Annotated in this window: 22 protein-coding genes; 17 read left to right on the plus strand and 5 right to left on the minus strand. The window is 70.8% G+C overall.

The genetic code is table 11. The features are described 5' to 3' along the window. Positions 1-456 precede the first annotated feature (456 nt). From AB0H54_RS27910 to AB0H54_RS27965, 12 genes are all read left to right on the plus strand, one after another. Positions 457-1,026 carry a C40 family peptidase gene (locus AB0H54_RS27910; RefSeq protein ID WP_355280102.1) on the plus strand — a complete coding sequence of 190 codons (570 nt, stop codon included), beginning with the start codon at positions 457-459 and terminating at the stop codon, positions 1,024-1,026. A 229-nt stretch (positions 1,027-1,255) separates the two neighbouring features. After that, entirely contained in the window at positions 1,256-2,269 is a 1,014-nt protein-coding gene (locus tag AB0H54_RS27915) for an NlpC/P60 family protein (RefSeq protein WP_357349264.1), read from the plus strand. A gap of 7 nt (positions 2,270-2,276) precedes the next feature. Then, positions 2,277-3,290, plus strand: coding sequence for a hypothetical protein (locus tag AB0H54_RS27920; RefSeq protein WP_357349266.1), 1,014 nt, complete (start codon positions 2,277-2,279; stop codon positions 3,288-3,290). 70 nt (positions 3,291-3,360) lie between these two features. Then, positions 3,361-4,488, plus strand: a complete 1,128-nt coding sequence (locus tag AB0H54_RS27925; RefSeq protein WP_357349268.1) for a glycosyltransferase family 4 protein — start codon at positions 3,361-3,363, stop codon at positions 4,486-4,488. A gap of 43 nt (positions 4,489-4,531) precedes the next feature. After that, positions 4,532-4,927, plus strand: a complete 396-nt coding sequence (locus tag AB0H54_RS27930) for a polyketide cyclase / dehydrase and lipid transport (RefSeq protein ID WP_355280092.1) — start codon at positions 4,532-4,534, stop codon at positions 4,925-4,927. Between the two features lie 50 nt (positions 4,928-4,977). Next, the gene (locus tag AB0H54_RS27935; RefSeq protein WP_355280090.1) at positions 4,978-5,415 is read left to right on the plus strand and encodes an SRPBCC family protein; all 438 of its coding nucleotides are present in this window, start codon (positions 4,978-4,980) and stop codon (positions 5,413-5,415) included. Positions 5,416-5,441: 26 nt separating this feature from the next. Continuing rightward, positions 5,442-6,692, plus strand: a complete 1,251-nt coding sequence (locus tag AB0H54_RS27940) for an ArsA family ATPase (RefSeq protein ID WP_357349471.1) — start codon at positions 5,442-5,444, stop codon at positions 6,690-6,692. Continuing rightward, positions 6,682-7,512, plus strand: a complete 831-nt coding sequence (locus AB0H54_RS27945) for a hypothetical protein (RefSeq protein WP_357349271.1) — start codon at positions 6,682-6,684, stop codon at positions 7,510-7,512. Before AB0H54_RS27940 ends, AB0H54_RS27945 begins: the two co-directional genes overlap by 11 nt. Further along, a complete protein-coding gene (locus AB0H54_RS27950) occupies positions 7,509-8,504 on the plus strand; it encodes an ROK family protein (protein ID WP_355280085.1) in 996 nt (331 codons plus the stop codon). Before AB0H54_RS27945 ends, AB0H54_RS27950 begins: the two co-directional genes overlap by 4 nt. Before the next feature lie 117 nt (positions 8,505-8,621). Next, positions 8,622-9,350: a lysophospholipid acyltransferase family protein gene (locus tag AB0H54_RS27955; RefSeq protein ID WP_355280083.1), complete on the plus strand. Its 729-nt coding sequence runs from the start codon at positions 8,622-8,624 to the stop codon at positions 9,348-9,350. Between the two features lie 92 nt (positions 9,351-9,442). Then, complete coding sequence (locus AB0H54_RS27960; protein ID WP_357349274.1) at positions 9,443-10,216, plus strand: sporulation protein; 774 nt, start codon at positions 9,443-9,445, stop codon at positions 10,214-10,216. Positions 10,217-10,321: 105 nt separating this feature from the next. Beyond that, positions 10,322-11,701, plus strand: coding sequence for an AarF/ABC1/UbiB kinase family protein (locus AB0H54_RS27965; protein ID WP_355280077.1), 1,380 nt, complete (start codon positions 10,322-10,324; stop codon positions 11,699-11,701). A gap of 25 nt (positions 11,702-11,726) precedes the next feature. On the opposite strand, the gene AB0H54_RS27970 is transcribed toward AB0H54_RS27965, so the two are convergent. Then, entirely contained in the window at positions 11,727-13,301 is a 1,575-nt protein-coding gene (locus AB0H54_RS27970; protein ID WP_357349276.1) for an AMP-binding protein, read from the minus strand. Positions 13,302-13,471: 170 nt separating this feature from the next. On the opposite strand from AB0H54_RS27970, the gene AB0H54_RS27975 reads away from it, so the two are divergent. The 3 genes from AB0H54_RS27975 (at position 13,472) to AB0H54_RS27985 (ending at position 17,087) form a co-directional block, all read left to right on the plus strand. Next, positions 13,472-14,110, plus strand: coding sequence for a TetR/AcrR family transcriptional regulator (locus AB0H54_RS27975; RefSeq protein WP_357349278.1), 639 nt, complete (start codon positions 13,472-13,474; stop codon positions 14,108-14,110). 103 nt (positions 14,111-14,213) lie between these two features. After that, positions 14,214-15,764, plus strand: coding sequence for an alkaline phosphatase D family protein (locus AB0H54_RS27980; RefSeq protein WP_357349280.1), 1,551 nt, complete (start codon positions 14,214-14,216; stop codon positions 15,762-15,764). A gap of 51 nt (positions 15,765-15,815) precedes the next feature. Next, positions 15,816-17,087 (plus strand): FAD-binding oxidoreductase, encoded by a 1,272-nt coding sequence (locus AB0H54_RS27985; protein WP_355280066.1) that lies wholly within the window; start codon positions 15,816-15,818, stop codon positions 17,085-17,087. An 85-nt stretch (positions 17,088-17,172) separates the two neighbouring features. On the opposite strand, the gene AB0H54_RS27990 is transcribed toward AB0H54_RS27985, so the two are convergent. Together AB0H54_RS27990 and AB0H54_RS27995 are read right to left on the minus strand one after the other, a co-directional pair. Beyond that, entirely contained in the window at positions 17,173-17,589 is a 417-nt protein-coding gene (locus tag AB0H54_RS27990) for a cytochrome c oxidase subunit 4 (protein WP_342801330.1), read from the minus strand. 10 nt (positions 17,590-17,599) lie between these two features. Continuing rightward, positions 17,600-18,694 carry a cytochrome c oxidase subunit II gene (locus tag AB0H54_RS27995; protein WP_357349473.1) on the minus strand — a complete coding sequence of 365 codons (1,095 nt, stop codon included), beginning with the start codon at positions 18,692-18,694 and terminating at the stop codon, positions 17,600-17,602. Between the two features lie 380 nt (positions 18,695-19,074). Here AB0H54_RS27995 and asnB point away from each other — a divergent pair, with 380 nt between their 5' ends. Continuing rightward, a complete protein-coding gene (asnB, locus tag AB0H54_RS28000) occupies positions 19,075-21,018 on the plus strand; it encodes an asparagine synthase (glutamine-hydrolyzing) (protein WP_357349283.1) in 1,944 nt (647 codons plus the stop codon). Positions 21,019-21,081: 63 nt separating this feature from the next. On the opposite strand, the gene AB0H54_RS28005 is transcribed toward asnB, so the two are convergent. Both AB0H54_RS28005 and erpA read right to left on the minus strand, forming a co-directional pair. Next, entirely contained in the window at positions 21,082-22,050 is a 969-nt protein-coding gene (locus tag AB0H54_RS28005; RefSeq protein ID WP_355280061.1) for a carbohydrate kinase family protein, read from the minus strand. Between the two features lie 141 nt (positions 22,051-22,191). Then, positions 22,192-22,548 (minus strand): iron-sulfur cluster insertion protein ErpA, encoded by a 357-nt coding sequence (gene erpA / locus AB0H54_RS28010; RefSeq protein WP_067496006.1) that lies wholly within the window; start codon positions 22,546-22,548, stop codon positions 22,192-22,194. A 315-nt stretch (positions 22,549-22,863) separates the two neighbouring features. Between erpA and AB0H54_RS28015 the strand changes: the two genes are divergently transcribed. Beyond that, positions 22,864-23,466, plus strand: coding sequence for a DUF3043 domain-containing protein (locus AB0H54_RS28015; protein ID WP_357349475.1), 603 nt, complete (start codon positions 22,864-22,866; stop codon positions 23,464-23,466). Position 23,467: the final 1 nt, after the last annotated feature.

Genomic DNA, 23,467 nt, shown 5'->3' on the forward strand with positions numbered 1-23,467 from the left:
GCCGAAGATCACATGACTGGACCGAATTCCATCGGGTAAGACCGATTACCGCTCGACGGCCGCCGGAGCGCCCGGCACGCCGCCCGCGGGCACGACTGGGCGACCGACCGGTTCATGAGTCGACGCGCGGAGACGACCTGGGGATTCACCCCCAGAGGTAGACCAATAGGCCGCGAAGAAGCCGTCCGCGACGCGCCGGGTAGCGACCGGGAAGCTCCTCGGAGCCGACCTGGCGTTATCGTTTCGTGATTGGTGTGACGCAGCTCGCACGGAATGTTCGGGTGAATCTCCCGAATTGCCTTTCGGACCGATGTCCGACTTTACAAACCACCGTGATGCCTTCGTAACCTTTTCGAGACCTCACGGAGTCCCCTCGGCCACGAACGGTTCAACGGGATGAAGCCCGCCGCGTCATACGGACCCGGCGTCGTGGGGCAGATTGGAAGTACCCGCATCATGGCGACCAACACCGTCAAGCGTCAGGCGCAGCGAGCCGTTGCCGCCGGAGCCGTCGGCGCTGCCACCATCGGCGCGTTCCTCCTGCCGGCCGCTCCCGCGTCGGCGACGCCGGTCACTGTCCCCGGTATCGGCACCTTCGAGGTGCCCAACGAGATCCCGCTGCCGCAGGGTATCCCCGGCATCGAGACCCCGTCGGTCCCGCAGACCTTCACCGCGCCGCGCGCCACCGCCGCCGACATCGCCCTCGATGCCGCGCTGAGCAAGGTCGGGTCCCCCTACGTCTACGGTGCCGCGGGCCCGGACGCCTTCGACTGCTCGGGCCTGGTCCAGTGGGCCTACCGCCAGGCGGGCATGGAGCTGCCGCGCACCAGCGGCGCCCAGCTCGGCGCTGGCACCCCGGTGGCCTTCGAGGACCTGCGTCCCGGCGACCTGGTGTCGTTCTACGGCGGCGGCCACTCCGGCCTGTACGCGGGCGACGGCAATGTCGTGCACGCGGCCACCTCGGGCAGCCCGGTGCACGTCGCCTCGGTCTCCTCGATGCCGTTCGCGGGCGCTCGCCGCTTCTGATCGACGGGTACGGTGCGTCGTTCGCGGGGAAGGGCGCACCGTGACCCCTCCGTGGCCTACTGGACACGGGCACACGCGGTTCCGTAACCTGATCGAGACCTTCTCAGCGGACGAGAGGGTCCGGTTCGGGTAAAGGCGCTGCATCGGCGGACATCGAGAGAACGGGGCACGGCGCACTGTGACTGACCACCACCGGAACCCACGCGTCGCGCGTGGCATCGCCGGAGCCATGTCCGCCGCGATCCTGGTGTGCGCCACCTATGCCGCGGGCCCCGCCCTCGCCGATCCGATCGCCCTGCCGACGACCGCGGGCGACGCGATCGCCCGGATGATCGACCTCTCCCGGCAGGCCGAGGCCCTCAACCAGGCCTCGCTCGACGCGCAGTCCGATCTCGACGCCAAATGGGCCGTCCAGCGCGAGGCCGACGACAAGCTGGCCGCCAGCACCGCCGTCGCCGTCGCCGCCCGCGCCGAGGTCCGCAAGTTCCAGCCGATGATCGATCGCACCGCGATCGCCATGTACACCGGCGCGCGCACCGATCGCATGTTCGCGGTGCTGTCGAGCAATTCACCGCAGCAGCTGCTGGACAAGATGTCCACGCTGGACGTGCTCGCGCAGCAGACCGCCGACAGCGTGCGCCAGTTCAAGAAGGCCGCCGACGCGGCCACCGCCGCCGAATCGGTCACCCGCGCGGCCGCCGACACCGCCCGCGCCGCGACCGCGGCCGCCGAGGCCGTGCGCGCCGACGTCGACCGCAAGCGCACCGATCTCACCGTGGCCACCACCCAGGTCGTCGAGGCCTGGGGCGCGCTCTCGGCCAAGGACAAGTCGACGCTGGCCGGTTCGCCCTTCCCGCCCGGCTTCGATCGCGACTCCCTGCTGCAGGGCCTGGTCCCCGGCAGCGGAACCAGCGCGCTGGCCGCCGCCCTGACCCGCATCGGCGACCCGTACGTCTGGGGCGCCACCGGCCCCGACCAGTTCGACTGCTCCGGCCTGGTGCAGTGGGCCTTCAAGCAGGTCGGCAAGAACGTCCCGCGCACCAGCTCCCAGCAGGCGAACTACGGCACCCCGGTGGCCAAGGACGACCTGCAGCCCGGCGACGTCGTGCTGTTCTACCCCGAGATCTCGCACGTCGGGATCTACGCGGGCAACGGCATGATGGTGCACGCCTCCACCTTCGGTGTCCCGGTCGCCGTCGCGCCGATCAACACCACCCCGTTCCACTCGGCCCGGCGATACTGAGCCGGCGGTGACCGATCCGTCCCGCCGCGCGTCCGGCCTACGCTCCTGGTTCTCGGCCAACGGCCGCCTCGAATTCGCGCTCACGCTCGCCTCGGTCACCCTGTTGACCGGGGCGTGCGTCGCACTGATCCTGGTACCGCGCAACGCCGGTCCGCTGCAACTGGCCACCGACGAGGCCGAGGTGCTCGACACCACCGTGGGCATCGACGACCCCCGGCTGACCCCCGTGCGCCGCGAACTCCAGCCGTTCGGGCCGATCCTGGTGCGCCGGGTCGCCGCGGGCGGCGAGGCCGACGCGCTCGTGGTCGCCCATTCCGGCCACCGTGCTGATATCGACGTCCTGGAGAAACAGCTCGCCCCGGCGATCGCCGACGTGAGCGCCGCCTGGGGCACCGACTGGAATCGCGCGCCGGTGCTCGTCGTCGCCGGCACGCCCACCGAGTTCACCGCGCTGACCAGGGCGGCGGGCGCCGCCACCGGCGCCGACGTTGCCGCGGTCTCGCTCACCGGCTCCTACGCGCCCGGCACCCGGCCGACCGACCAGCGGATCGTGTTCAACCCCGACGCCCGCCGCCGGGTCGGCGACGAGGGCATGGCGACCCTGCTGCGCCACGAACTCACCCACGTCGCGACCAGGGCGGCCACCGCCGACGGCGCGCCGCTGTGGCTGGTCGAGGGCTACGCCGAATACGTCGCCCAGCGCGCGGGGGCCACCACGTTCTCCCAGATCGCGCCGACGCTCACCACCCGCCTGCGCGCGGGCACCCTGCCCACCGAGCTGATCGGCGACGCCGACTTCACCGGCACCGACGCCCCCTACGCCTACGAATCGGCCTGGAGCGCGTGCGCCTTCCTCGCCGACCGCTACGGCCCGGCCGCCCTCAAAACGCTGTACAAGAAGCTCGCCACCGGCCCGCAGTCCGCCGCGGCCCAGGACGCGGCCTTCGCCGCCGTGCTCGGCGCCTCTCGCGCCGACCTGCTCGACGGCTGGCGCGCCTGGTTACGGGGCCGCGCCGTCTGACCACCGACCGCCTCCCGACCGCCCCCTCGCCGAGTCACATCGTGACGCTGACCTATTAGGTTGTTCACTTATGGCCCGAACTCTGCTGGTTACCAATGATTTCCCGCCTCGGCCGGGTGGCATCCAGTCCTATCTCAACGCGCTGGCCGATCAGCTGCCGCCGGACGACCTGGTCGTCTACGCGCCGCGCTGGCGCGGTGACAGCCACGAGAAGTTCGACGCCGCGCAGAAGTTCCGCGTGGTTCGGCATCCGACGACGCTCATGCTGCCGACGCCCGGCGTGCTCAAGCGCGCGGGCAACCTGCTGCGCGAACACGGCTGCGACACCGTGTGGTTCGGCGCGGCCGCGCCGCTGGCCGCGATGGCGCCGATGCTGCGCCGCGCCGGCGCCGAACGCATCCTGGCCAGCACCCACGGCCACGAGGTCGGCTGGTCGATGCTGCCCGGCGCGCGGCAGGTGCTGCGCTCGATCGGCGAGAACACCGACGTCGTCACCTACGTCAGCAAGTACACCCGGGGCCGGTTCGCCTCGGCCTTCGGGCCGCGCGCCGCGCTGGAGTACCTGCCGCCGGGCGTCGACCCGGCCGAGTTCCGGCCCGACCCGGGCGCGCGCGCCGAACTGCGCGCCCGCTACGGCCTCGGTGACCGGCCGACCGTGCTGTGCCTGTCGCGGCTGGTCCCGCGCAAGGGCCAGGACATGCTGATCGTGGCGATGAGCGAGATCCGCGAACGCGTCGACGGCGCGGTCCTGGTGATCGCGGGCGGCGGCCCCTACGAGATCCGGCTGCGCGGGCTGGCCGAGGCGCTCGGGGTCTCCGATTCCGTGGTGTTCACCGGCCGCGTGCCCTCGGGCGAGCTGGCCGCCCACCACACCATCGCCGACGTCTTCGCGATGCCGTGCCGCACCCGCGGCGCCGGGCTGGACGTCGAAGGCCTCGGGATCGTCTACCTGGAGGCCTCGGCCACCGGCGTGCCGGTGGTGGCGGGCAGCTCCGGCGGCGCGCCCGAGACCGTCCGCGAGGGCGAGACCGGGCTGGTGGTGCACGGACGCTCCGCCGAGCAGATCAGCGACGCCCTCGTCGAGCTGCTCACCGACCGCGACAAGGCGGCCGCCATGGGCGCCGCGGGCCGCGTGTGGGTGGAGGAGAACTGGCACTGGGACCGCCAGGGCGCCCGGCTGCGGCAGCTGCTGCGGTGACACCCCGGCCGCGTCCGGTGTGGCGTCCACTACGCTCAGCGAGGTGAGCAGTATCCAGGTCGCAGATCAGACCTTTCTCGCGGCGCCGCCCGCCGCGATCGCCGACGTGCTGAGCGCCACGAACAACTGGCGCCGCTGGTGGCCCGATCTCCGTCTCGACGTCCGGGAGGATCGCGGCGACAAGGGCATCCGCTGGACGGTGGCGGGCCCGCTGGACGGGACCATGGAGGTATGGCTGGAGGCCGTCCCCGAGGGCGCCATCCTGCACTACTTCCTGCATGCCGAGCCCACCGCGGCCAAGCCGATGACGCCGCGCGCGCTGGCCGCGGCGAACCGGGCCCGCCGGGTGGCGGGCAAGCACATGTCGTTCGAATTGAAGGCACGGCTCGAGGCCGGTCGACCCGCGGGCGTCGCGCCGGCGGCCGCCGCGGCGTCCTGACGCCGTAGGCCCCGACTGCTCGTCCCGCACGAAAGGAACCGTTGTCCGCCATGGCCGACCGGACCCAGAGATCGATCGTCATCGAGGCGCCGTCGCAGCAGGTGATGGCCGTCATCGCGGACCTGGCGTCCTATCCGGAATGGGTGGCGGCCGCGCAATCGGTCGAGGTGCTCGACACCGACGCCGCAGGGCGGGCGGCGACCGCCCGGTTCGTGCTGGACGCCGGCGTCGTCAAGGACACCTACGTGCTGGCCTACACCTGGCGCGCCGACGGCCACGCGGTGAGCTGGCGGCTGCTCAGCGGTGACCTGCAGAAGGCTCAGGACGGCAGCTACGAACTGCGCGACCGGCCCGACGGCAGCACCGAGGTCGTCTACGAGCTGACCGTCGACTTGAACATCCCGATGATCGGCATGTTCAAGCGGAAGGCCGAGAAGGTGATCACCGATACGGCCTTGAAGGAACTGAAGAAGCGGGTCGAGGGCTGAGCGCCCCGGGCGGTACCCGCGTCGAACTGTTCGTCGGTAAGGGCGGGGTCGGCAAGACGACTCTGGCCTGCGCGACGGCCATGGCCTACGCCCGCGCCGGGCAGCGGGTGCTGATCGCCTCGCTGGACCAGGCGCATTCGCTCGGTGACGCGCTCGGCTTCCGCTTCCCGCACGATCCGGGCACCGTCGCCGGGGTGGCCAGGGTGGCGCCCGGGCTCGAGGTGATCGAGATCGATTCCCTCGCGCTGCTCGAGGACCGGTTCCGCGATGTCGTGCGGATGCTGGCCAAGGGCGGCGGCCACGACCACGGCGTCGACCTGACCGCGATCGACCCGGCCGAGCTGACCGGGCTGCCGGGCGTGCAGGAACTGCTGATGCTGGTGGAGATCGCCCAGTACACCGAAGAGGACGACTGGGACGTCATCGTCGTCGACTGCCCGCCCTCGGCCGACATGCTGCGCCTGGTCACCGCGCCGGACACGCTGCTCACCTATCTCGAACGGCTCTGGCCGCGGCACGCCCGCTCGATGAGCGCGATCGGCCCCGACCTGCGCAAGGCGGTGCTGGCGGCCACGGTCGAGCGGATCGTCACCGCGGTGGGCGGGGTCCGCGACCTGCTCGCCGACCGCACCCGCACCGGCGCCCGGCTGATCACCGGTCCCGAGCAGGTGGCCGTCGCCGAGTCCCGGCGCGTGCGGTCGGCGGCCGCGCTGCTGGGCCTGCGGCTGGACGCGGTGGTGGTGAACAAGGTGCTGCCGCCGGTGCCCTCGCCCGGCGAGAGCGCCCATCCGGCCGTGCACTGGTACCTGAACCGCCGCGCCGAGCAGCTCGAGGTGGTGGCGCGGCTGCACGAGCAGCTCACCGACGTCCCGATCCTGATCGCCCAGCACGCGGGCGCCGAACCGGTGGGGCTGAGCGCGCTGTCGGCGTTCTCCTACGCGGTCGACACGCTGCCCGGCCCGCACGCTCAGAGCGCGCATTCGGGCGAACCGATGGTTCGATGGGAGTCCGGCTCCGGTGTCGACTCCGTGTACGCGATGCGGATGCGGCTGCCGGTGGTCGATCCCGGCACCTTGCGGCTGGGCCGAGTGGAGGACGATCTGATCGTGGGAGCCGACGGGGTACGCACACGCGTCCGGCTCGCGCCGGTGCTGCAACGCTGCACGGTGGCGGGCGCCGAGCTCGACGACGGTCATCTGGTGGTCCGCTTCCGGCCCGATCCGCAGGTCTGGCCCGCCGATCCGAACTACACGAAGGCCACCGCAGATGAGCAGTGACTCCCAGTCCGACCGCCGCGGCCACCACCCCGACGGCTTTGCCGAGTTCACCGAGGAGCTGCGGCTGCTGGCCGAAGTGCTGCTGGCCAGAGTCGAACCCGTGCTGCGCCGCACCGCCGCCGACGGCCAGGCCGATCTCGGCGGCTGCGCCTGGTGCCCGGTCTGCGCGGCCGCGGCCCTGATGCGCGGCGAACACCACGACGTGGTCGCCGCCCTCGCCGAGCACGGCACCTCGATGGTGACGGTGCTGCGCGAGGCGCTCGCCGGCGTCCCCGTGGAGCCGGTGCTGCCGCCCGAGTGGGCCGAATACGCCGCCGGACACCATGATTCGCACGAGTCCGGGTGGGCCCACCACGACGGCGCCACCGGGGACCGGCCGGACGCGGACAGCCACGACGGAGCGTCCGGTCACAGCACGCCCGGCCCGGGTGCGCAGCAGGAAGACACCACGGCGGCACCGGGTTCCGGCGCGGCGCCGGACAGCACCGCCGCGCACGCCCGCGACACGTTCCCGGCCGCGGACGAATCCCCCGCCGACACGGCGACCCGCTCCCGCCTGCGCTGGGGTTCGGCCCGTCCCGACGGCACCCCGCGCCCCCGCCGGGTCGACGAATTCGCCGCGCCCCGGCCACAGGGCGCACCGGCACGCCCCGGCGCCGCCGCGCAGGTCCCGGCCGACACCGGATCCGGCACCGGCCGTTTCGCCACGCAGGCGCCGACCGAGCCCGAGCACGCCGAGCGTCCCCACGGCGACCGATCCCGTCCCACCCGCGCGCCACGCTCGCGTTATGTCGACATTCCGGTGACGATCCGGGGATGACCCAGGGGATCGACCGTCAACACCTGCTCACCGTCGGCATCGATGTCGGTGGCACGAACATCCGCGCCTCGGTCGTCGACGCCGAGGGCGAGGTGCTCGATTCCGTGCAGGCCCCGACGCCGCACGCGGCCCGCGCGCTCGAGGACGCTATCGACCGCGCGGTCCGCGACCTCGCGCGCAGGCATCCGATCGCCGCGGTCGGGCTCGCCGTCGCCGGTTTCATCTCCGAGGACCGCTCGACGGTCCGGTTCGCGCCGCACCTGCCCTGGCAGGACGCCCCGGTCGCGCAGCGGCTGACCGCCCGCCTCGGCCTGCCGGTGATCCTGGAGCACGACGCGAACGCCGCGGGCTGGGCCGAGTACCGCTTCGGCGCGGCCGCGGGCGGGCACACCGTGGTCCTGGTCGCGATCGGCACCGGCATCGGCGCCGCCCTGCTCATCGACGGCAAGCTCTATCGCGGCAGCCACGGCGTCGCGCCCGAACTCGGGCATCTGCAGGTGGTGCCGGAGGGCCGGGCCTGCGCCTGCGGCAAACGCGGCTGCTGGGAGCGCTACTGCAGTGGCACCGCGCTGGCCGACACCGCGATCGAACTGCTGGCCACCGATCCGGTGCGCTCGGTGCTCGCCGGGGACGTCATCCGCGATCCCGGCTCGCTGACCGGCCGCCGGGTGGCGGGCGCCGCCCAGGACGGCGATCCGCTCGCGGTCCGGGTGATGGCCGACTTCGCGCGCTGGCTCGGGCTCGGCCTGGCCTTCGTCAGCGACATCTTCGATCCCGATCTGGTGGTGATCGCCGGCGGCGTGAGCAGTTCGGCGCCGCTGTTCCTCGACGAGGCCCGCGAGCACTACGCGCGCGCGGTCACCGGCGCCGGGCACCGGCCCCTTGCCCGCCTGCGCACCACCCAGCTCGGCGAGGCGGCGGGCATGATCGGCGCGGCCGAATTGGCCAGGGCCGCGGTCGACACGCCGGTGGCGGGCCGGAGCGGGAGATGAGCGTCACAACCCTGTGATGCGGCTACCGTCTCGGGTTGGTTGTGACCTGCGACCAGCGGTAAAGTCGGTTTCCGACGAGGCTGCACCCCACGATCCCGGTTCCGAGGAAAGGACGCCATGTTCTACTGGCTGCTCAAGTTCGTCTTCCCGGGACCGTTCATGCACCTATACAACCGACCCGTGGTCGAGGGCGTCGAGAACGTCCCCACCGACGGGCCGGCGATCATGGCCGGCAACCACCTCTCGTTCTCCGACTGGCTGTTCGCGCCGCTGCTGAGCCCGCGCCGGATCAGCTACCTCGCCAAGGCCGAGTACTTCACCACCCCCGGCCTCAAGGGCCGCCTGCAGAAGTTCTTCTTCAGCGGCACCGGCCAGTACCCGATCGACCGCAGCGGCGCCTCGGCCGCCGAGGACGCGCTCAACGCGGCCCGCAAGCTGCTCGACAAGGGCATGCTGGTCGGCCTGTACCCGGAGGGCACCCGCTCCCCCGACGGTCGCCTGTACAAGGGCAAGACCGGCATGGCGCGGCTGGCGCTGGAGACCGGCGTCCCGGTCATCCCGGTCGCCGTCATCGGCACCGACAAGGTGAGCCCGCCCGGACCGTTCAAGTGGCGTCGGCAGCGGGTCACCCTCAAGTTCGGTGCGCCGCTGGACTTCTCCCGCTACGAGGGGATGAGCGGTAACCGCTTCGTCGAGCGCGCCGTCACCGACGAGGTGATGTACGAGCTGATGCGTCTCACCGGCCAGGAATACGTCGACGTCTACGCGCACAGCCTCAAGAAGGGCGTCGCCCCCACCGATCGCCAGCTCGAGGCCACCCGCATCCCCGACACCGCCGCCAGCTGACTCGTCCCGCGGCGCCCTGCGCCGCGATGAGCTGACCCACAGCACCGGCCGACGGCAAGCGGATCGTAAGCGCCGTCGGCCAGACTGCTCGCATGTTCAAGCAATTGCTGGCCGCGGCCGGTGTCGGCGGCGCCGAAGTGGAAACCGAATTGTTCACCCCCGGTGCGCAACCGGGTGGCGTGGTCGAGGGAGTGGTCCGGCTGCGCGGCGGCCGCGTCGACCAGTCGATCGGGCACGTGGCCGTCGAGTTCGTCACCCGCGTCGAGCGTGAGTACGCCGACGGCGAGGAACACGTCACCGACCACGGCTTCGGCCGGGCCGGGGTGGCCGGTCCGTTCACCCTCCTCGCCGGCACGGTGGCCGAATTGCGCTTCGCCGCACCGGTTCCCCTCGAGACACCGATCACCTTCTTCGACGGTCAGCACCTGCCGGGCGCCGGTGTCGCGCTGCGCACCGTGGTCGACATCCACGGCGCCGTCGATGCCACCGACACCGATCCGCTCGGCATCGGGGCACTGCCCGCCCAGCACGTCGTGCTCGATGCCGTGCGGCGCATGGGTTTCGGGCTGCACCGCACCGATGTGGAGGCGGGCACCATCGCGGGCACGCCGCAGCGGCTGCCGTTCTATCAGGAGATCGAGTTCGGTCGCTCGCACCACTTTCCCCGGGTGAATCAGCTCGAGCTCACCTTCGTCGCCGCCGAGCACGGCATGAGCGTCGTCCTGGAAGCCGATATCGAGGGCGGCTGGTTCCACGAGGATCGCGACGGCATCGGCACCTTCTGGGTCGACTACGCGCGCCTGGCGCAGCACGACTGGACCGCCGAGATCCATCGCACGTTGCACGGGCTCGGCGCGCTCGGCTGAGCTACCCGCGCCGACCCGCGACGCGCCCCGCACCCGGTTGATAGCCTCACAGGAACACGGCGCCGGGTAGGCGTCGACTCATTCCGGCGGGGCAGTGAGGTGGACATGGTCGGTCGCGACCCCGAGGGCCGGGTGCTGCCGTTCGCCCGCTCCGCTCCGGACACCCGCGTCGGCCATCCCCCCACCGGCAAGGTCGTGCGCAGCGCCCGGCTGGCCGCGGTGCCGGTCGCCTACGCCGGGCGGCGCATCGCCGGGTTCGGCAAGAAGGCGATCGGGCGCGCGCCCGAGGACGTCGACCGCGATATCCGGGCCAGGACCGCCGAGCATCTGTTCCAGGTGCTCGGCGAACTCAAGGGCTGCGTCGCGAAACTGGGTCAGCTGCTCGGCCTGCTCGAACTGGGCCTGGCCCCCGATCTGGCCGAACCGTTCCGCCAGGCGATGGCACGGCTGCACGATTCCGCGCCCGCCATGCTGCCCGCCGCCGTGCACACCGAACTGGCCGCCCAGCTCGGCCCCGACTGGCGTTCGCTGTTCCTGGAATTCGACGACCGCGCCTCCGCGGCCGCCTCGGTCGGCCAGGTGCACCGCGCCCGCTGGCACGACGGCACCCCGGTGGCGGTCAAGGTGATGTATCCCGGTGCGCGCCGGGCCGTCCTGGCCGACCTGCAGGCCCTGCGCCGCGCCACCCCGCTGTTCACCGCGCTGCTGCCCGGCGCGGATACCCGGCCGGTGATCGAGGCGCTGTGCGAGGAGATCAACGCCGAACTCGACTACGCCCGCGAGGCGGCCAATCAGCGGGTGTTCGCGGCCGCCTTCGCCGACGATCCCGACGTGGTGCTGAGCCGGGTGATCGCCCAGCGCGGTGACGTGCTGGTCACCGAATGGCTCGACGGTGTCCCGCTGTCGCGGTTGATCGTGCGCGGCGAGGCGGCCGAGCTCGACCGCCTCGGCGTACTGATCCTGCGCTTCCTGTTCTCCGCGCCCGCCCGCGCCGGCCTCGTCTACGGCGACCCGCACCCGGGCAACTTCCTGCGCATGCCCGACGGCCGCCTCGGCGTCGTCGACTTCGGCGCGTGCACGCCGTGGCCCGCCGCCTTCCTCGATGTCGCGGGTGATGTCGGCGCCGCGGTGATCGCCGACTCCCCCGCCGATCTCGAGGTCGCCATTCGCCGCCACGGTTTCGTCGCCCCGGGCCGCGAGCTCGACATCGCCACCGTCGCGGCCCGCCTGCAACCGGTGCGCGACGCCCTGCTGTCGCCCACCTACCCGCTCTCCGCCGACTGGCTGCGCAAACAGGTCCGCCTCGCGACCGACCTGCGCCTGTCGAACGTGCTGCGCCAGTTGACGATGCCGCCCGGCCACACCCCCATCCTGCGTTCCTTCCTCGGCGGCGTCGCCGTCCTGTGCCAGCTCCAGACCGAGGTCCCCCTCCGCGCCGAGTGCACCCGCTGGTACCCCGACACGGCCGCCGCGGTCGGCCTGTGAGCGCGGCGCGCGTCCGGACGGCCGGTCAGATCGCGCGGTCGCGGTTGTCCCAGTAGGGCTGCCGGAGTTCGCGTTTGAGGATCTTGCCGCTGGCGTTGCGCGGGAGTTCGGCCGTGAAATCGACGGTGCGCGGGCACTTGTAGCCGGCCAGGTGCTCCCGGCAGAAGGCGATGAGGGCGGCGCCGTCGATCGAACCGTCCGCGACCACCACGGCTTTCACCGATTCGCCCCAGTGCTCGTCGGGGACCCCGATGATCGCGGCGTCGATCACGGCGGGGTGATCGAGCAGGACGCGTTCGACTTCGGGGCCGTAGACGTTCTCGCCGCCGGTGATGATCATGTCCTTGAGCCGGTCCTCGATGTAGACGTAGCCGTCCGCGTCGACGCGGCCGATGTCGCCGGTGCGCAGCCAGCCGTCGGTGGTGACGGTCGCGGCGGTGTCCTCCGGGCGGTGCAGGTACCCGGTCATCCGCTGCGCGCCACGGAACCACAGTTCGCCCTGCTCGCCGACGGGTGCCTCGGCGCCGGTGACCAGGTCGACCACACGGACATCGACGTTCGGGTAGGCCCGGCCCGCGGACAGCAGCAGTTGGGGCCGGTCGGGATCGCGGTGCTCGGCCGCCCGCAACGCGCAGACCACCCCGGACAGCTCGGTCTGCCCGTAGACCTGCACGAAGCCCAGGTCCGGCCAGGCCGCCAGCGCCGCGCGCAGCAGCGGCAGCGGCATGGGGGCGGCGCCGTAGCCCAGGTACTTCAATCGCGCGACCGCCCCGATCGCGGGCTCGCCCACGGCGAGCAGCCTGGCGATGACCGGCGGGACGAAGAAGGCGTGGGTCGCCCCGGCGGCCAGCCCCGCCAGCAGCGAGGGACCGTCCGGTTCCCGCAGCACGATGCTGGCGATGCCCGCCCGAATCCCCAGGAACGCGTAGCAGATTCCGCCGACGTGGAACATCGGCATCGCGACCAGGTTCACGTCGCCGGAGTCGACCGGGAAGATCGACTGGATATTCTCGGTGTGCACCACCAGGGCCCGCTGGCCGAGCACCACGCCCTTGGGGCGTCCGGTGGTGCCCGAGCTGTAGATCAGCAACGCGTCGGCGGTGTCGGACAGGTCCGGGTCGGGGGTCACCGGGGTGGCGGCGGCCAGGAAGGATTCGTACTCGTCGTGCTCGCCGCCGAGCACGAGCACCGTCAGCCCGGGTGTCAGCCGGTCCCGGATGGCGGTCAGCGCGGGCAGCAGTTCGTCGTCGACGACCAGCACCCGCGGCGCGCAGTCGTCGAGGACGTAGGCCAGTTCGTCGCCGGCCTGGCGCCAGTTCACCACCGCGGTGGCGGCGCCGAGCGCGGCCGCGGCGAAGGTCAGCTCGAGGCACGCCGGATGGTTCTTGCCGAGGTAGGCGATGCGGTCGGCGGGCCGCACCCCGGCCGCGCGCAGGCCCCCCGCGGCGCGCCGGATGCGGTCCCACCACTGCGCCCAGGTCCAGCTCCGCTCGCCGTAGGACACGGCGGTGGCGTCGGGGGTGCGCACTGCCCACCGTTCGACGAAGTCGTAGAGCAGTTCGGGTCGCGGGGTGGGGGCGTCGGTTTCGGACAGCAACATCTGACTCCTCGTCGAGACCAATGTAGTCCATGTGGACTAGTGACACATTTCACCATCGGTCACGCTTATAGTCCAGATGTCCTAGTAAATTCGTTCTCGACCGGGACCCGCGCGGCCGACCGCTAGGGTGGACCGAGCACGACCCGACCGGAACCGAGGGAGGCAGCACCGTGACGAGCCCGACGCGCGGGGAGCGAGCTCGCGCGACCGTCATCGATGCCGCCATCGCCATCCTCACCGCGGGCGGCTACACGGCCCTGACCACGCGCGCCGTCCAGGCCGAATCCGGCATCTCGCGCGGCTCGCTGCTGTTCCAGTTCCCCACCCGCGAGGACATGCTCACCGCGACCATCGAGGAACTCGTCGCGCGCCGCGCCGTCCGCGCCCAGCGGATCATCGACGGCTTCGACGCCGACCCGCCCGCCGACCGGCTCGCCGCCGCCATCGCGGCCGTGCGCGAATTGTTCTCGGGCCCGGACTTTCTCGCCGAGATGGAGCTCTGGTCCGCCGCGCGCACCAACCCCGCGCTGCACGCCACCCTCGTCCCGCTGGTCGAACGGATCAGCGCCAAGCTGCGCACCCAGCTCGCCCAGCTGTTCGGTCCCGAGATCGCCGCCCATCCCGACTTCCCGCGCATCGCCCTGCTCACCGTCGAGATCGCGCGCGGCCTGGCCTTCAGCGCCCCGATCCGCCGCGGCACCGGTGACCGCACGCTGCTCGACTACTGGCAGGCCGCCGCCGCCCGGATGCTGACCGACGACAACACCACCGCCGACGCCTACCCGCTGCCGCTCGACCTGCTCGTCTGACCGCCCCGGCACGCAAGACCGTTAGCCGACCGTACGACACCGTTCATGTGGCGTTGCCACGCCCGCGTCCCGGCGTTCCGACCGGCGATGCACCGTGACAGCCATGGCAGGTTCGGATTTCGCGATGTCCCGGCGCACGCTGCTGCGCGCCACCGCCCTCGGTCTGGCGACCACGCCCGCGCTGGCGGCGTGCGGCGACGGTCCCGGCCTGGTCACGGCCAGGCCCGCGCTGACCCACGGCGTCGCCGTCGGTGACCCGCGCAGCGACGGCGCGCTGATCTGGGCGCGCTCGGACCGCCCCGCGACGCTGATCGTGGAGACCGCGGCGACCGAGAAGTTCAGCGACGTCAAGCGATTCACCGGCCCCCTGCTCACCCCGGCCACCGACGGCACCGGCCGGGTGCGCGTCAACGGCCTGCCCGCGGGCCAGGTCGTGCACTACCGGGTGCGCCTCGAGGGCGAGGACGGCGCGAGCTCGGACACCCTGACCGGCGTCTTCCGCACCGCGCCCACCGCGGCCGCCGACATCAGCCTGCTGTGGTCCGGCGATGTCGCGGGCCAGGGCTTCGGCATCAACCCCGAGCTGGGCGGCATGAAGGTCTTCGCGACGATGGCCGCGCGCGACCCGCACCTGTTCCTGCACTCCGGCGACTGCGTCTACGCCGACAACGCGCTGAAGGAATCGGTCACCCTGCCCGACGGCCGGGTCTGGAAGAACATCACCGCCGAGGCCAAGAACGCCCCCGCCGAGACCCTCGACCAGTTCCGCGGCAACTACGCCTACAACCTCACCGACGACAACTACCGCCGCTTCAACGCCGCCGTCGCCCAGGTGGTCCAGTGGGACGACCACGAGACCACCAACAACTGGTACCCCGGCGGCACCGTGGCCGCCGACAAGGGCTACACCGAGCGCAGCATGGACACCCTGGCCACGCGCGCCTGGCAGGCCTTCCACGAGTGGATGCCGTTGGAGCCGAGGGAAGCCGTCGACGGCCGCCTGTACCGCAAGATCTCCTACGGCCCGCTGCTGGACGTCTTCGTCCTGGACATGCGCGCCTACAAGGACGCCAACGGCGCCAACACCGCGGCGCAGGGCGCCATCTTCGGCGCCGCGCAGACCAGCTGGCTCAGCGACAGCCTGCGGGATTCGAAGGCCACCTGGAAGATCGTCGCCGCCGACCTGCCGCTGGGCCTGATCGTCCCCGACGGCAAGACCGCCTTCGAGGGCCCGGCCAACGCCGCCCCCGGCGCGCCCAGCGGCCGCGAGACCGAGATCGCGCGGGTGCTCTCGGCGATCAAGGCGAACAAGGTCACCGACGTCGTCTGGCTCACCGCCGACGTGCACTACACGGCGGCACACCACTATTCGCCGGCGCGCGCCGCCTTCACCGATTTCGACGAGTTCTGGGAGTTCGTCTCGGGTCCGCTCAACGCCGGGGCGTTCGGCCCGAACGAGCTCGATCCGACCTTCGGGCCGGAGGCGGTCTTCGTGCACGCGCCGCCCGCGCCGAACACCTCGCCGCTGGACGCGCAGTACCAGCATTTCGGCGAGGTCCGCATCGACGGGCGCTCCGGCGAACTGACCGTCGACCTGTGCGACGCGACCGGGAAAGTCCTGTTCACGAAGCGACTCGCGCCTACGCGGAAGTAGCTCCGAGGTACCGTGCGCAAGAATCGCCGAGCTGTGGTTAGCTATGCGGTCATGGGCACGCCGCACTCCGTCATCTCCGAAGAATATCTCCCCCGGGACACCGCGGATGTCGTTCGCACTGTACGTGATTCGCGCGATCGTTCGGAACGGTTGACGGTTCGCGGCGGCGAGCAGACCGAAGAGTCCTATGGCCTGACCGATCAGCGCGCGGTGCTCTCGCTGCGCAAGATGAATTCGGTGCTCGACATCAACCTGGGCAGGCGGACGGTCCGGGTGCAGGCGGGTGCCAAGCTCTCCGAGATCGACCGCCGCCTCGGTGCGCACGGTCTCGGCCTGCCGGTGGTCGGCGACCATCGCGACATCACCGCGGGTGGCTTCGCCTCCGTCGGTGGCGTCAGCACCGCCTCGCACCGCTACGGCATGTTCATCGATCAGATCGTCGACCTCGAGTACGTCGACCCCGACGGCCGGATCGGCACCTGCGGGCGCGGCCACCACACCGAGCGGTTCCACCGCATCCTCGGCGCGGGCGGGCGCGCGGGCATCATCACCGCGCTGACCCTCGATGTCGTCGAGGTCGACAAGGACCACACCTGGCTGACCACCGACGCCGACCGGTTCCTCGATTTCGATTCCTTCGTCGAGCACGCCACCACCGAGATCACCAACCCCGGCAGCGCGGCGCTGCAGGTCGGCCGCTGGGTCGACACCGCGCCGCTGAAGGTGGCCCGCCCGGTCGGCACCGGCCAGGTGACCCTCGGCGCCGTGCGCTTCGGCCAGTGGTCGAGCCTGTACCCCACCGCCCCCACCCGTGGCCTGCGGGCGCGGCGCGAGGTCGGCACCCGCACCCGCAAGTCGCTGGGCGCCATCGCCTCGGCGGCGGGCGGGCGCGCGGGCATGCCGGTGCGCAACGCCGCGGCGGGCGCGCTGATGTTCGCGCCGAAGGTGCTCACCATGCGCGACGCGGAGTACCTGGCCGACACCGTCATCAGTTCGTCGGAGCGCGGCCCGGCCTACCGGGTCGGCGTGTTCGCCCCGCTGGCCAACTACGGCTCGGTCTTCTACGGCCTGCACGACCTGTTCGCCGCCCACCGCGAACGCACCGGCTGCTTCACCGTCATCTCCGCGATGACCTACGGCGTGCGCTCCCCGTACCTGCGGGCCGAGGCCGCCGCGCGCGGCCTGTCGCCTGCCGACTACGGCCTGATCACCTTCACCTGCCGCCTGCGTCCCTCCGCGCTGCCGTCGGAGCAGCTGCGCGAGATCGTCTCCGGCATCGACGACATCTGCCGCTCGGAGCAGGCGCTGCGCTACAGCGTCTAGCCCACAGCCCGACAGGAAAGGCCCCACCGGATTCCGGTGGGGCCTTTCCTGTGTATTCGTGGAGCTGTGTCTGTGTAGCTGTCGCTCAGTGCTTCTCGGCGCCGATGTAGTACTCGAACACCAGGCCCGCCGCGGCGGCGAGCACGAGCACCACGCCGAGGCCGATCAGCCAGAACTGGAAGAACGCCAGGCCCAGCGCGGTGACCGAACCAGCGGCGGCCAGGGTGATCGGCCAGAAGCTGCCGGGCGAGAAGAAGCCCAGGTCACCGGCGCCGTCGACGATCTCGGCCTCCTCGTAGTCCTCGGGCCGCAGGTCGATGCGGCGCGCGACGAACCGGAAGTAGGTGCCGATGATCAGCGACAGGCCCGCGGTCAGCACGATCGCGGTCGTACCGGCCCATTCGATGCCGGTGCGCGACTGCGCGGTGAAGAAGCCGTAGACGATGCCCACCAGGATGAAGAACGCCGTGAGCAGTTCGAAGATCCGCGCTTCGATCCTCATATCAGAATCCTCACTTGCTCTCGTTCACCGAAGCGCTCTTGCTGTCACGCTTGGTGTTGAAGGGGTACGTGGAGGTGGCCACCGGCGACTCGCCGATCGACTCGAGCGCCTCGCCGTTGGTCTTGCCGTCGATGCGCGCCTGCATGTACTTGGCGTACTTCTCCGGCGCGACCGCGCGGACCTCGAAGTTCATCATCGAGTGGTAGGTGCCGCACATCTCGGCGCAGCGGCCGACGAACGCGCCTTCCTTCTCGATCTCGGAGATCTGGAAGACGTTGTCGGACTGGTTTTCCTTCGGGTTCGGCATCACGTCGCGCTTGAACATGAACTCCGGCACCCAGAAGGCGTGGATCACGTCGGCGGCGGCGAGCTGGAACTCGATGCGCTTGCCGGTCGGCAGCACCAGGACCGGGATCTCGGTGCTGGAACCGATGGTCTCGACCTTGTCGTAGTGCAGGTACGAGAGGATGTCGTTGGCCGGCTTGCCGTGCACCGGGCCCGGCTGCGGGTGACCCTCTTCGTTCTTGCGCTCCTCGTACTGCGCGAGCTGCTCTTCGTTCGCCAGCTCACGCTCGGAGTCGATGCCGTTCCAGGTCAGCCCGCCGACATTGTTGATGTTGCGGTAGCCGAACTTCCAGTTCCACTGGAACGCGGTCACGTCGACGGTGACATCCGGGTTGTCCGTCTTCTCGTGCACGTAGTTCTGCACGACCACGGTGAAGTAGAACAGCACCGCGATGATCACGAACGGGATCGCCGTGTAGGTCAGCTCCAGCGACACGTTGTAGCCCGTCTGGCGCGGGAACTCCGGGGAGTCCTTGCGCTTGCGGTGCATGATGACGGTCCAGAAGGTCAGACCCCAGACCAGCACGCCCATCGCGAGCGCGGCCAGCACGGACCAGGTCCACAGCTCCCGCATCCGGGTGGCCTGCGGCGTGATGCCCGAGGGCCAGCCGAACCGCAGCCATACATTGTCGATCGAGCAGCCCGAGACGAGGACGGCAGTGATCCCCAAGGACACCGCCAGCCCGGCCCGTCGAAGGATACGGCCCTGCCGACCCCGAACGGGTCGTGCCCCGATCTCTTCGCTCGCCTTGTGCGCCACGCTCACGCCTTCCTGGTCGCTACACATTCCGACACATTGCGTCGTCCGGGCCGCGATCCGCCCGTTCCGACACCGCTTTCAAGCACGTTTCAGGCCGCCCTCGAGTATTGCCGCTGTGACGCCTGCACACCTGAGAAGGACCTGAGTACTACGCAGCGTAGACCAAAGCGGGCGCTGTCTTGTCGCGGGGTCGTGTTCGACACTCCGCTGTGACCGCACCGGATGCGGCGACCTGCGGTTTGCCGCCAACGGCGGGTGCGCGACGGTGCTGCGACGGGTTGCGCGCGGCGCGTCGTGCGGGTGTGCGGCATACTCGGACACAGCGTTTCGGCCCGAGTAGTGGCCACCCCATCATCGAACGAGAGAAGGTTGCCGACACCGTGTGCGGACTGCTCGGATTCCTGACAGCTGATACGGCGACGACCGAGGTGGTCGATCAGGTGTACGACGCGCTGCACTGCCAGCGGCACCGCGGCCCCGACGAGAAGGGCACCTGGCACGACGATCACATGATCTTCGGCTTCAACCGCCTCTCCATCATCGATATCGAGCACTCGCACCAGCCGCTGCGCTGGGGCCCGGCGGACAATCCGCAGCGTTACGCGATGACCTTCAACGGCGAGATCTACAACTACCTCGAACTGCGCGAGCAGCTGGCCGCCGAGCACGGCGCCGAGTTCCCCGAGGGCAAGATCTTCGCCACCGACGGCGACGGCGAGTCGATCGTGGCCGCCTTCCACTTCTGGGGCCCCGAGGCCGTGCGCAAGCTGCGCGGCATGTTCGCCTTCGCGATCTGGGACACCGAGACCCAGGAGCTGTTCCTGGCGCGCGACCCGTTCGGCATCAAGCCGCTGTTCTACGCGAGCGGCCCCGGCGGCACCGCCTTCGCCAGCGAGAAGAAGAGCGTGCTGGAGCTGCTGAGCCCGCTCGGCGTCTCCGACGAGCTGGACCCGCGCGCGCTCGAGCACTACACCGTGCTGCAGTACGTGCCCGAGCCCGAGTCGCTGCACCGCAACATCCGCCGCCTCGAATCCGGCACCTACGCCACCGTCAAGGTCGGGCAGGCGCCGCAGGCCACCCGCTACTTCCGTCCCGACTTCCGGGTCCGGCCGTTCGCCGAGGGGGCCGCCCAGGCCCGCTACGCCGAGATCGCGGCCGCGCTCGAGGACTCCGTCGCCAAGCACATGCGCGCCGATGTCACCGTCGGCTCGTTCCTGTCCGGCGGCATCGACTCCACAGCCATCGCGGCGCTGGCCATGCGGCACAACCCGAAGCTGATCACCTTCACCACCGGGTTCGAGCGCGAGGGCTACTCCGAGGTCGACGTGGCCGCCGAGAGCGCCGAGCTGATCGGCGCGCGCCACATCGTCAAGGTGGTCTCGCCCGCCGAGTTCGCCGCCGCCATCCCCGAGATCGTCTGGTACCTCGACGACCCGGTCGCCGACCCGGCGCTGGTGCCGCTGTACTTCGTGGCCAAGGAGGCCCGCAAGCACGTCAAGGTGGTGCTCTCCGGCGAGGGCGCCGACGAGCTGTTCGGCGGGTACACCATCTACCGGGAGCCGTTGTCGCTCAAGCCGTTCGAGTACCTGCCCGCCGGGCTGCGCAAGCTGGTCGGCAAGCTCGGCGACAAGATCCCCGACGGCAGGCGCGGCAAGTCGCTGTTGCAGCGCGGCTCGCTCACCCTGGAAGACCGCTACTACGGCAACGCCCGCAGCTTCAACGACGCGCAGCTGCGCGCGGTGCTGCGCGAGTTCCGCCCCGAGTGGACCCACCAGGACGTCACCGCGCCGATCTACGCCCAGTCCGCGGGCTGGGACCCGGTGGCCCGGATGCAGCACCTGGACCTGTTCACCTGGCTGCGCGGCGACATCCTGGTCAAGGCCGACAAGATGACCATGGCCAACTCGCTGGAACTGCGTGTGCCGTTCCTGGACAACGAGGTCATGCGGGTCGCCCAGGGTCTGCCCTACGACCAGAAGATCACCAAGGAGACCTCGAAGTACGCGCTGCGCCAGGCCCTGGACGGGATCGTCCCCGACCACGTCCTGAACCGCGCCAAGCTCGGCTTCCCGGTCCCGCTGCGGCACTGGCTGCGCGGCACCGAGCTCTACGACTGGGCGCAGACCCAGATCGCCGAGTCGCAGACCGACCATCTGATCGACAAGGCGGCCGTCCTGCAGATGCTGCGCGACCACAAGGCGGGTGTGTCCGACCACAGCCGCCGCCTGTGGACCCTGCTGGTCTTCATGGTCTGGCACGGCATCTTCGTCGAGGACCGGATCAAGCCGGAGATCCAGGAGCCGGTCTACCCGGTCTCGTTGTAGTCCCCTGAGACAGACGAACGCCCCCTCGATCGAAAGATCGAGGGGGCGTTCGGTTCTGCGTGCCTAGAGCAGCACCGACAGCTCGTCGGCGGCGTCGGCGCCGTAGGCCTTGGTGAGGCGCTCGACGGCCTCGTCCTTGCTGAGCGTCCACTCCTGGGTGCCGGTGGTCTCCAGGACCAGCACGGCGATCAGGGAGCCGAGCTGGGCGGAGCGCTCCAGGCTCAGGCCGGCGCGGTGGGCGGTGAGGAAACCGGCGCGGAAGCCGTCGCCGACACCGGTCGGGTCGACCTTGGACACCTCGGGCACCACGCCGACGCGCACCTCGGTGCCGTCGGCGTCGACGACCAGGACGCCCTCGGAGCCCAGGGTGGTCACCCGGATGCCGACCTTGGCGGTGATCTCCGCTTCGCTCAGCCCGGTCTTCTGCTGTAGGAGCGCCCACTCGTACTTGTTGGTGAACAGGTAGGCGGCGCCGTCGACCAGCTCGGCCGCCTGCTCGCCGTCGAGGCGGGCCAGCTGCTGGGACGGGTCGGCGGCGTAGGCGATGCCCTGGGCCTTGGCCTGGCGGGTGTGCGCCACCATCGCCTCGGGGTCGTTGGCGCCGACCAGCACCAGGTCGACATCGTGCGCGCCGGCGATCGCGGCGATATCGATGTCGCGCGCCTCGCTCATCGCGCCCGGGTAGAAGGAGGCGATCTGCGCCATCGCCTCGTCGGTGGTGCAGACGAACCGCGCGGTGTGCGCCTTGTCCGAGATGTGCACGGCCGAGCAGTCGACGCCGTTGGACTCCAGCCACTGCCGGTACTCGGCGAAGTCGGCGCCCACCGCGCCGACCAGCACGGGCCGCTGCTTGAGCAGGCCCATCGCGTAGGCGATGTTGCCCGCCACGCCGCCGCGACGGATCTGCAGGTCGTCGACGAGGAAACTCAGGGACACATGATCGAGCTGATCGGCGAGCAGCACATCGGCGAACTTACCGGGAAAACGCATGAGGTGGTCGGTGGCGATGGACGCGGACACAGCAACAGACACGAGGCGAGGCCCCTTCGACACTAGGCGCGGAAAGCAAGAAGTCCGGGATCGTCAGATCCCGGACTTCAACGGTAGCAAGCCGCTACCCCCGGTGGTTCACCTCAGCGCAACCACACCGTGTCGTGGCGTGGCCGCGAAAGATCAGTTGAACGAGTCGCCGCAGGCGCAGGAGCCGGTGGCGTTCGGGTTGTCGATCGTGAAGCCCTGCTTCTCGATGGTGTCGACGAAGTCGATCGAGGCGCCCTGGATGTAGGGGGCGCTCATGCGGTCGACGGCGAGCTTCACGCCGGAGAACTCGACGACGATGTCACCGTCGAGGACGCGGTCGTCGAAGAAGAGCTGGTAGCGCAGGCCGGCACAGCCACCCGGCTGGACGGCGATGCGCAGGGCGAGGTCGTCGCGACCTTCCTGGTCGAGCAGCGCCTTCGCCTTGGCGGCGGCAGCGTCGGTCAGCGTCGCACCGTGGGTCTCGGTGGCGGTCTCGTTCTGCACAGTCATGGACACTCCTAAGTCGGCCGGCCCGCGGAACGGACCTCAGGTGCACAGCGCACGACTGATTTCAACACCATCGCGGCGGCTGCTATTCCTATTTTGCCACCCCCGCCACGCAGCGTGGATTCGACCTGGGTGGTTCACCCCACAGTACGCGCCGCCGAGGCGTGACCCAGGTCGCACTCCGGGCGCCGATGAGACCGCGAGCACCGGACAGCGGACCGCATTTCCCGATGCTCGGGCCCATCGAATAGCCTGGTGAACGTGAAATTGTTCCGTCGCGACGAGTCCAGCACCATCGACGAGTCCGTCGACCCCTCGGTGCCGGACGTCGAACAGACCGCCACCGCACCCGCTTCCACCACCCCGGGCAAGGGTCGCCCGACCCCGAAAAGGCGTGAGGCCGAAGGCAAACGGCGCGGCCCGGTCGCGCCCGCCCCGATGACCGCCAAGGAGGCCCGCGCCCGCCGCAAGGCCGCCAAGGGCTCCAAGGAAGACCGCAAGGCCGCCGCGGCCGACCGCCGCGCCGCCGTGCAGGATCGCCGCGCCCGGATGCTGGCCGGCGAGGACAAATACCTGCTGCCCCGCGATCAGGGCCCGGTCCGCGCCTACGTGCGCGATCTGGTCGACGCCCGCCGCAATCTGGTCGGCCTGTTCATGCCGATGGCGCTGGTGCTGATCATGTCGATGTTCGTGGCCCCCGGGCTGCAGACCATCGTGACGCTGGCGATGCTGGTGATGATGGTGTTCATGATCATCGAGGGCTTCGTGCTCGGCAAGATCGTGAACAACCGGGTGATCGAGCGGTTCCCCGACACCACCGACACCGGCTTCAAGCTGGGCTGGTACGCCTTCGTGCGCGCCTCGCAGATCCGCAAGATGCGCGCCCCCAAGCCGCGGGTCGGCCCCGGCGACGCCGTCTGAG

Origin of the sequence: Nocardia sp. NPDC050718 (genome assembly GCF_040654235.1) — a bacterium.
Taxonomy (GTDB): domain Bacteria; phylum Actinomycetota; class Actinomycetes; order Mycobacteriales; family Mycobacteriaceae; genus Nocardia.

Excerpts from the sequence above, each read along its gene's own strand:
- AB0H54_RS27945 (WP_357349271.1), top strand. The coding sequence starts at position 6,682 with ATGAGCAGTGACTCCCAGTCCGACCGCCGCGGCCACCACCCCGACGGC.
- erpA (WP_067496006.1), bottom strand. The coding sequence starts at position 22,548 with ATGACTGTGCAGAACGAGACCGCCACCGAGACCCACGGTGCGACGCTG.
- AB0H54_RS27925 (WP_357349268.1), top strand. The coding sequence starts at position 3,361 with ATGGCCCGAACTCTGCTGGTTACCAATGATTTCCCGCCTCGGCCGGGT.
- AB0H54_RS27965 (WP_355280077.1), top strand. The coding sequence starts at position 10,322 with ATGGTCGGTCGCGACCCCGAGGGCCGGGTGCTGCCGTTCGCCCGCTCC.
- AB0H54_RS27915 (WP_357349264.1), top strand. The coding sequence starts at position 1,256 with ATGTCCGCCGCGATCCTGGTGTGCGCCACCTATGCCGCGGGCCCCGCC.
- AB0H54_RS27980 (WP_357349280.1), top strand. The coding sequence starts at position 14,214 with ATGGCAGGTTCGGATTTCGCGATGTCCCGGCGCACGCTGCTGCGCGCC.
- AB0H54_RS27990 (WP_342801330.1), bottom strand. The coding sequence starts at position 17,589 with ATGAGGATCGAAGCGCGGATCTTCGAACTGCTCACGGCGTTCTTCATC.
- AB0H54_RS27970 (WP_357349276.1), bottom strand. The coding sequence starts at position 13,301 with ATGTTGCTGTCCGAAACCGACGCCCCCACCCCGCGACCCGAACTGCTC.
- AB0H54_RS27910 (WP_355280102.1), top strand. The coding sequence starts at position 457 with ATGGCGACCAACACCGTCAAGCGTCAGGCGCAGCGAGCCGTTGCCGCC.
- AB0H54_RS27960 (WP_357349274.1), top strand. The coding sequence starts at position 9,443 with ATGTTCAAGCAATTGCTGGCCGCGGCCGGTGTCGGCGGCGCCGAAGTG.
- AB0H54_RS27950 (WP_355280085.1), top strand. The coding sequence starts at position 7,509 with ATGACCCAGGGGATCGACCGTCAACACCTGCTCACCGTCGGCATCGAT.
- AB0H54_RS27955 (WP_355280083.1), top strand. The coding sequence starts at position 8,622 with ATGTTCTACTGGCTGCTCAAGTTCGTCTTCCCGGGACCGTTCATGCAC.
- AB0H54_RS27985 (WP_355280066.1), top strand. The coding sequence starts at position 15,816 with ATGGGCACGCCGCACTCCGTCATCTCCGAAGAATATCTCCCCCGGGAC.
- AB0H54_RS27935 (WP_355280090.1), top strand. The coding sequence starts at position 4,978 with ATGGCCGACCGGACCCAGAGATCGATCGTCATCGAGGCGCCGTCGCAG.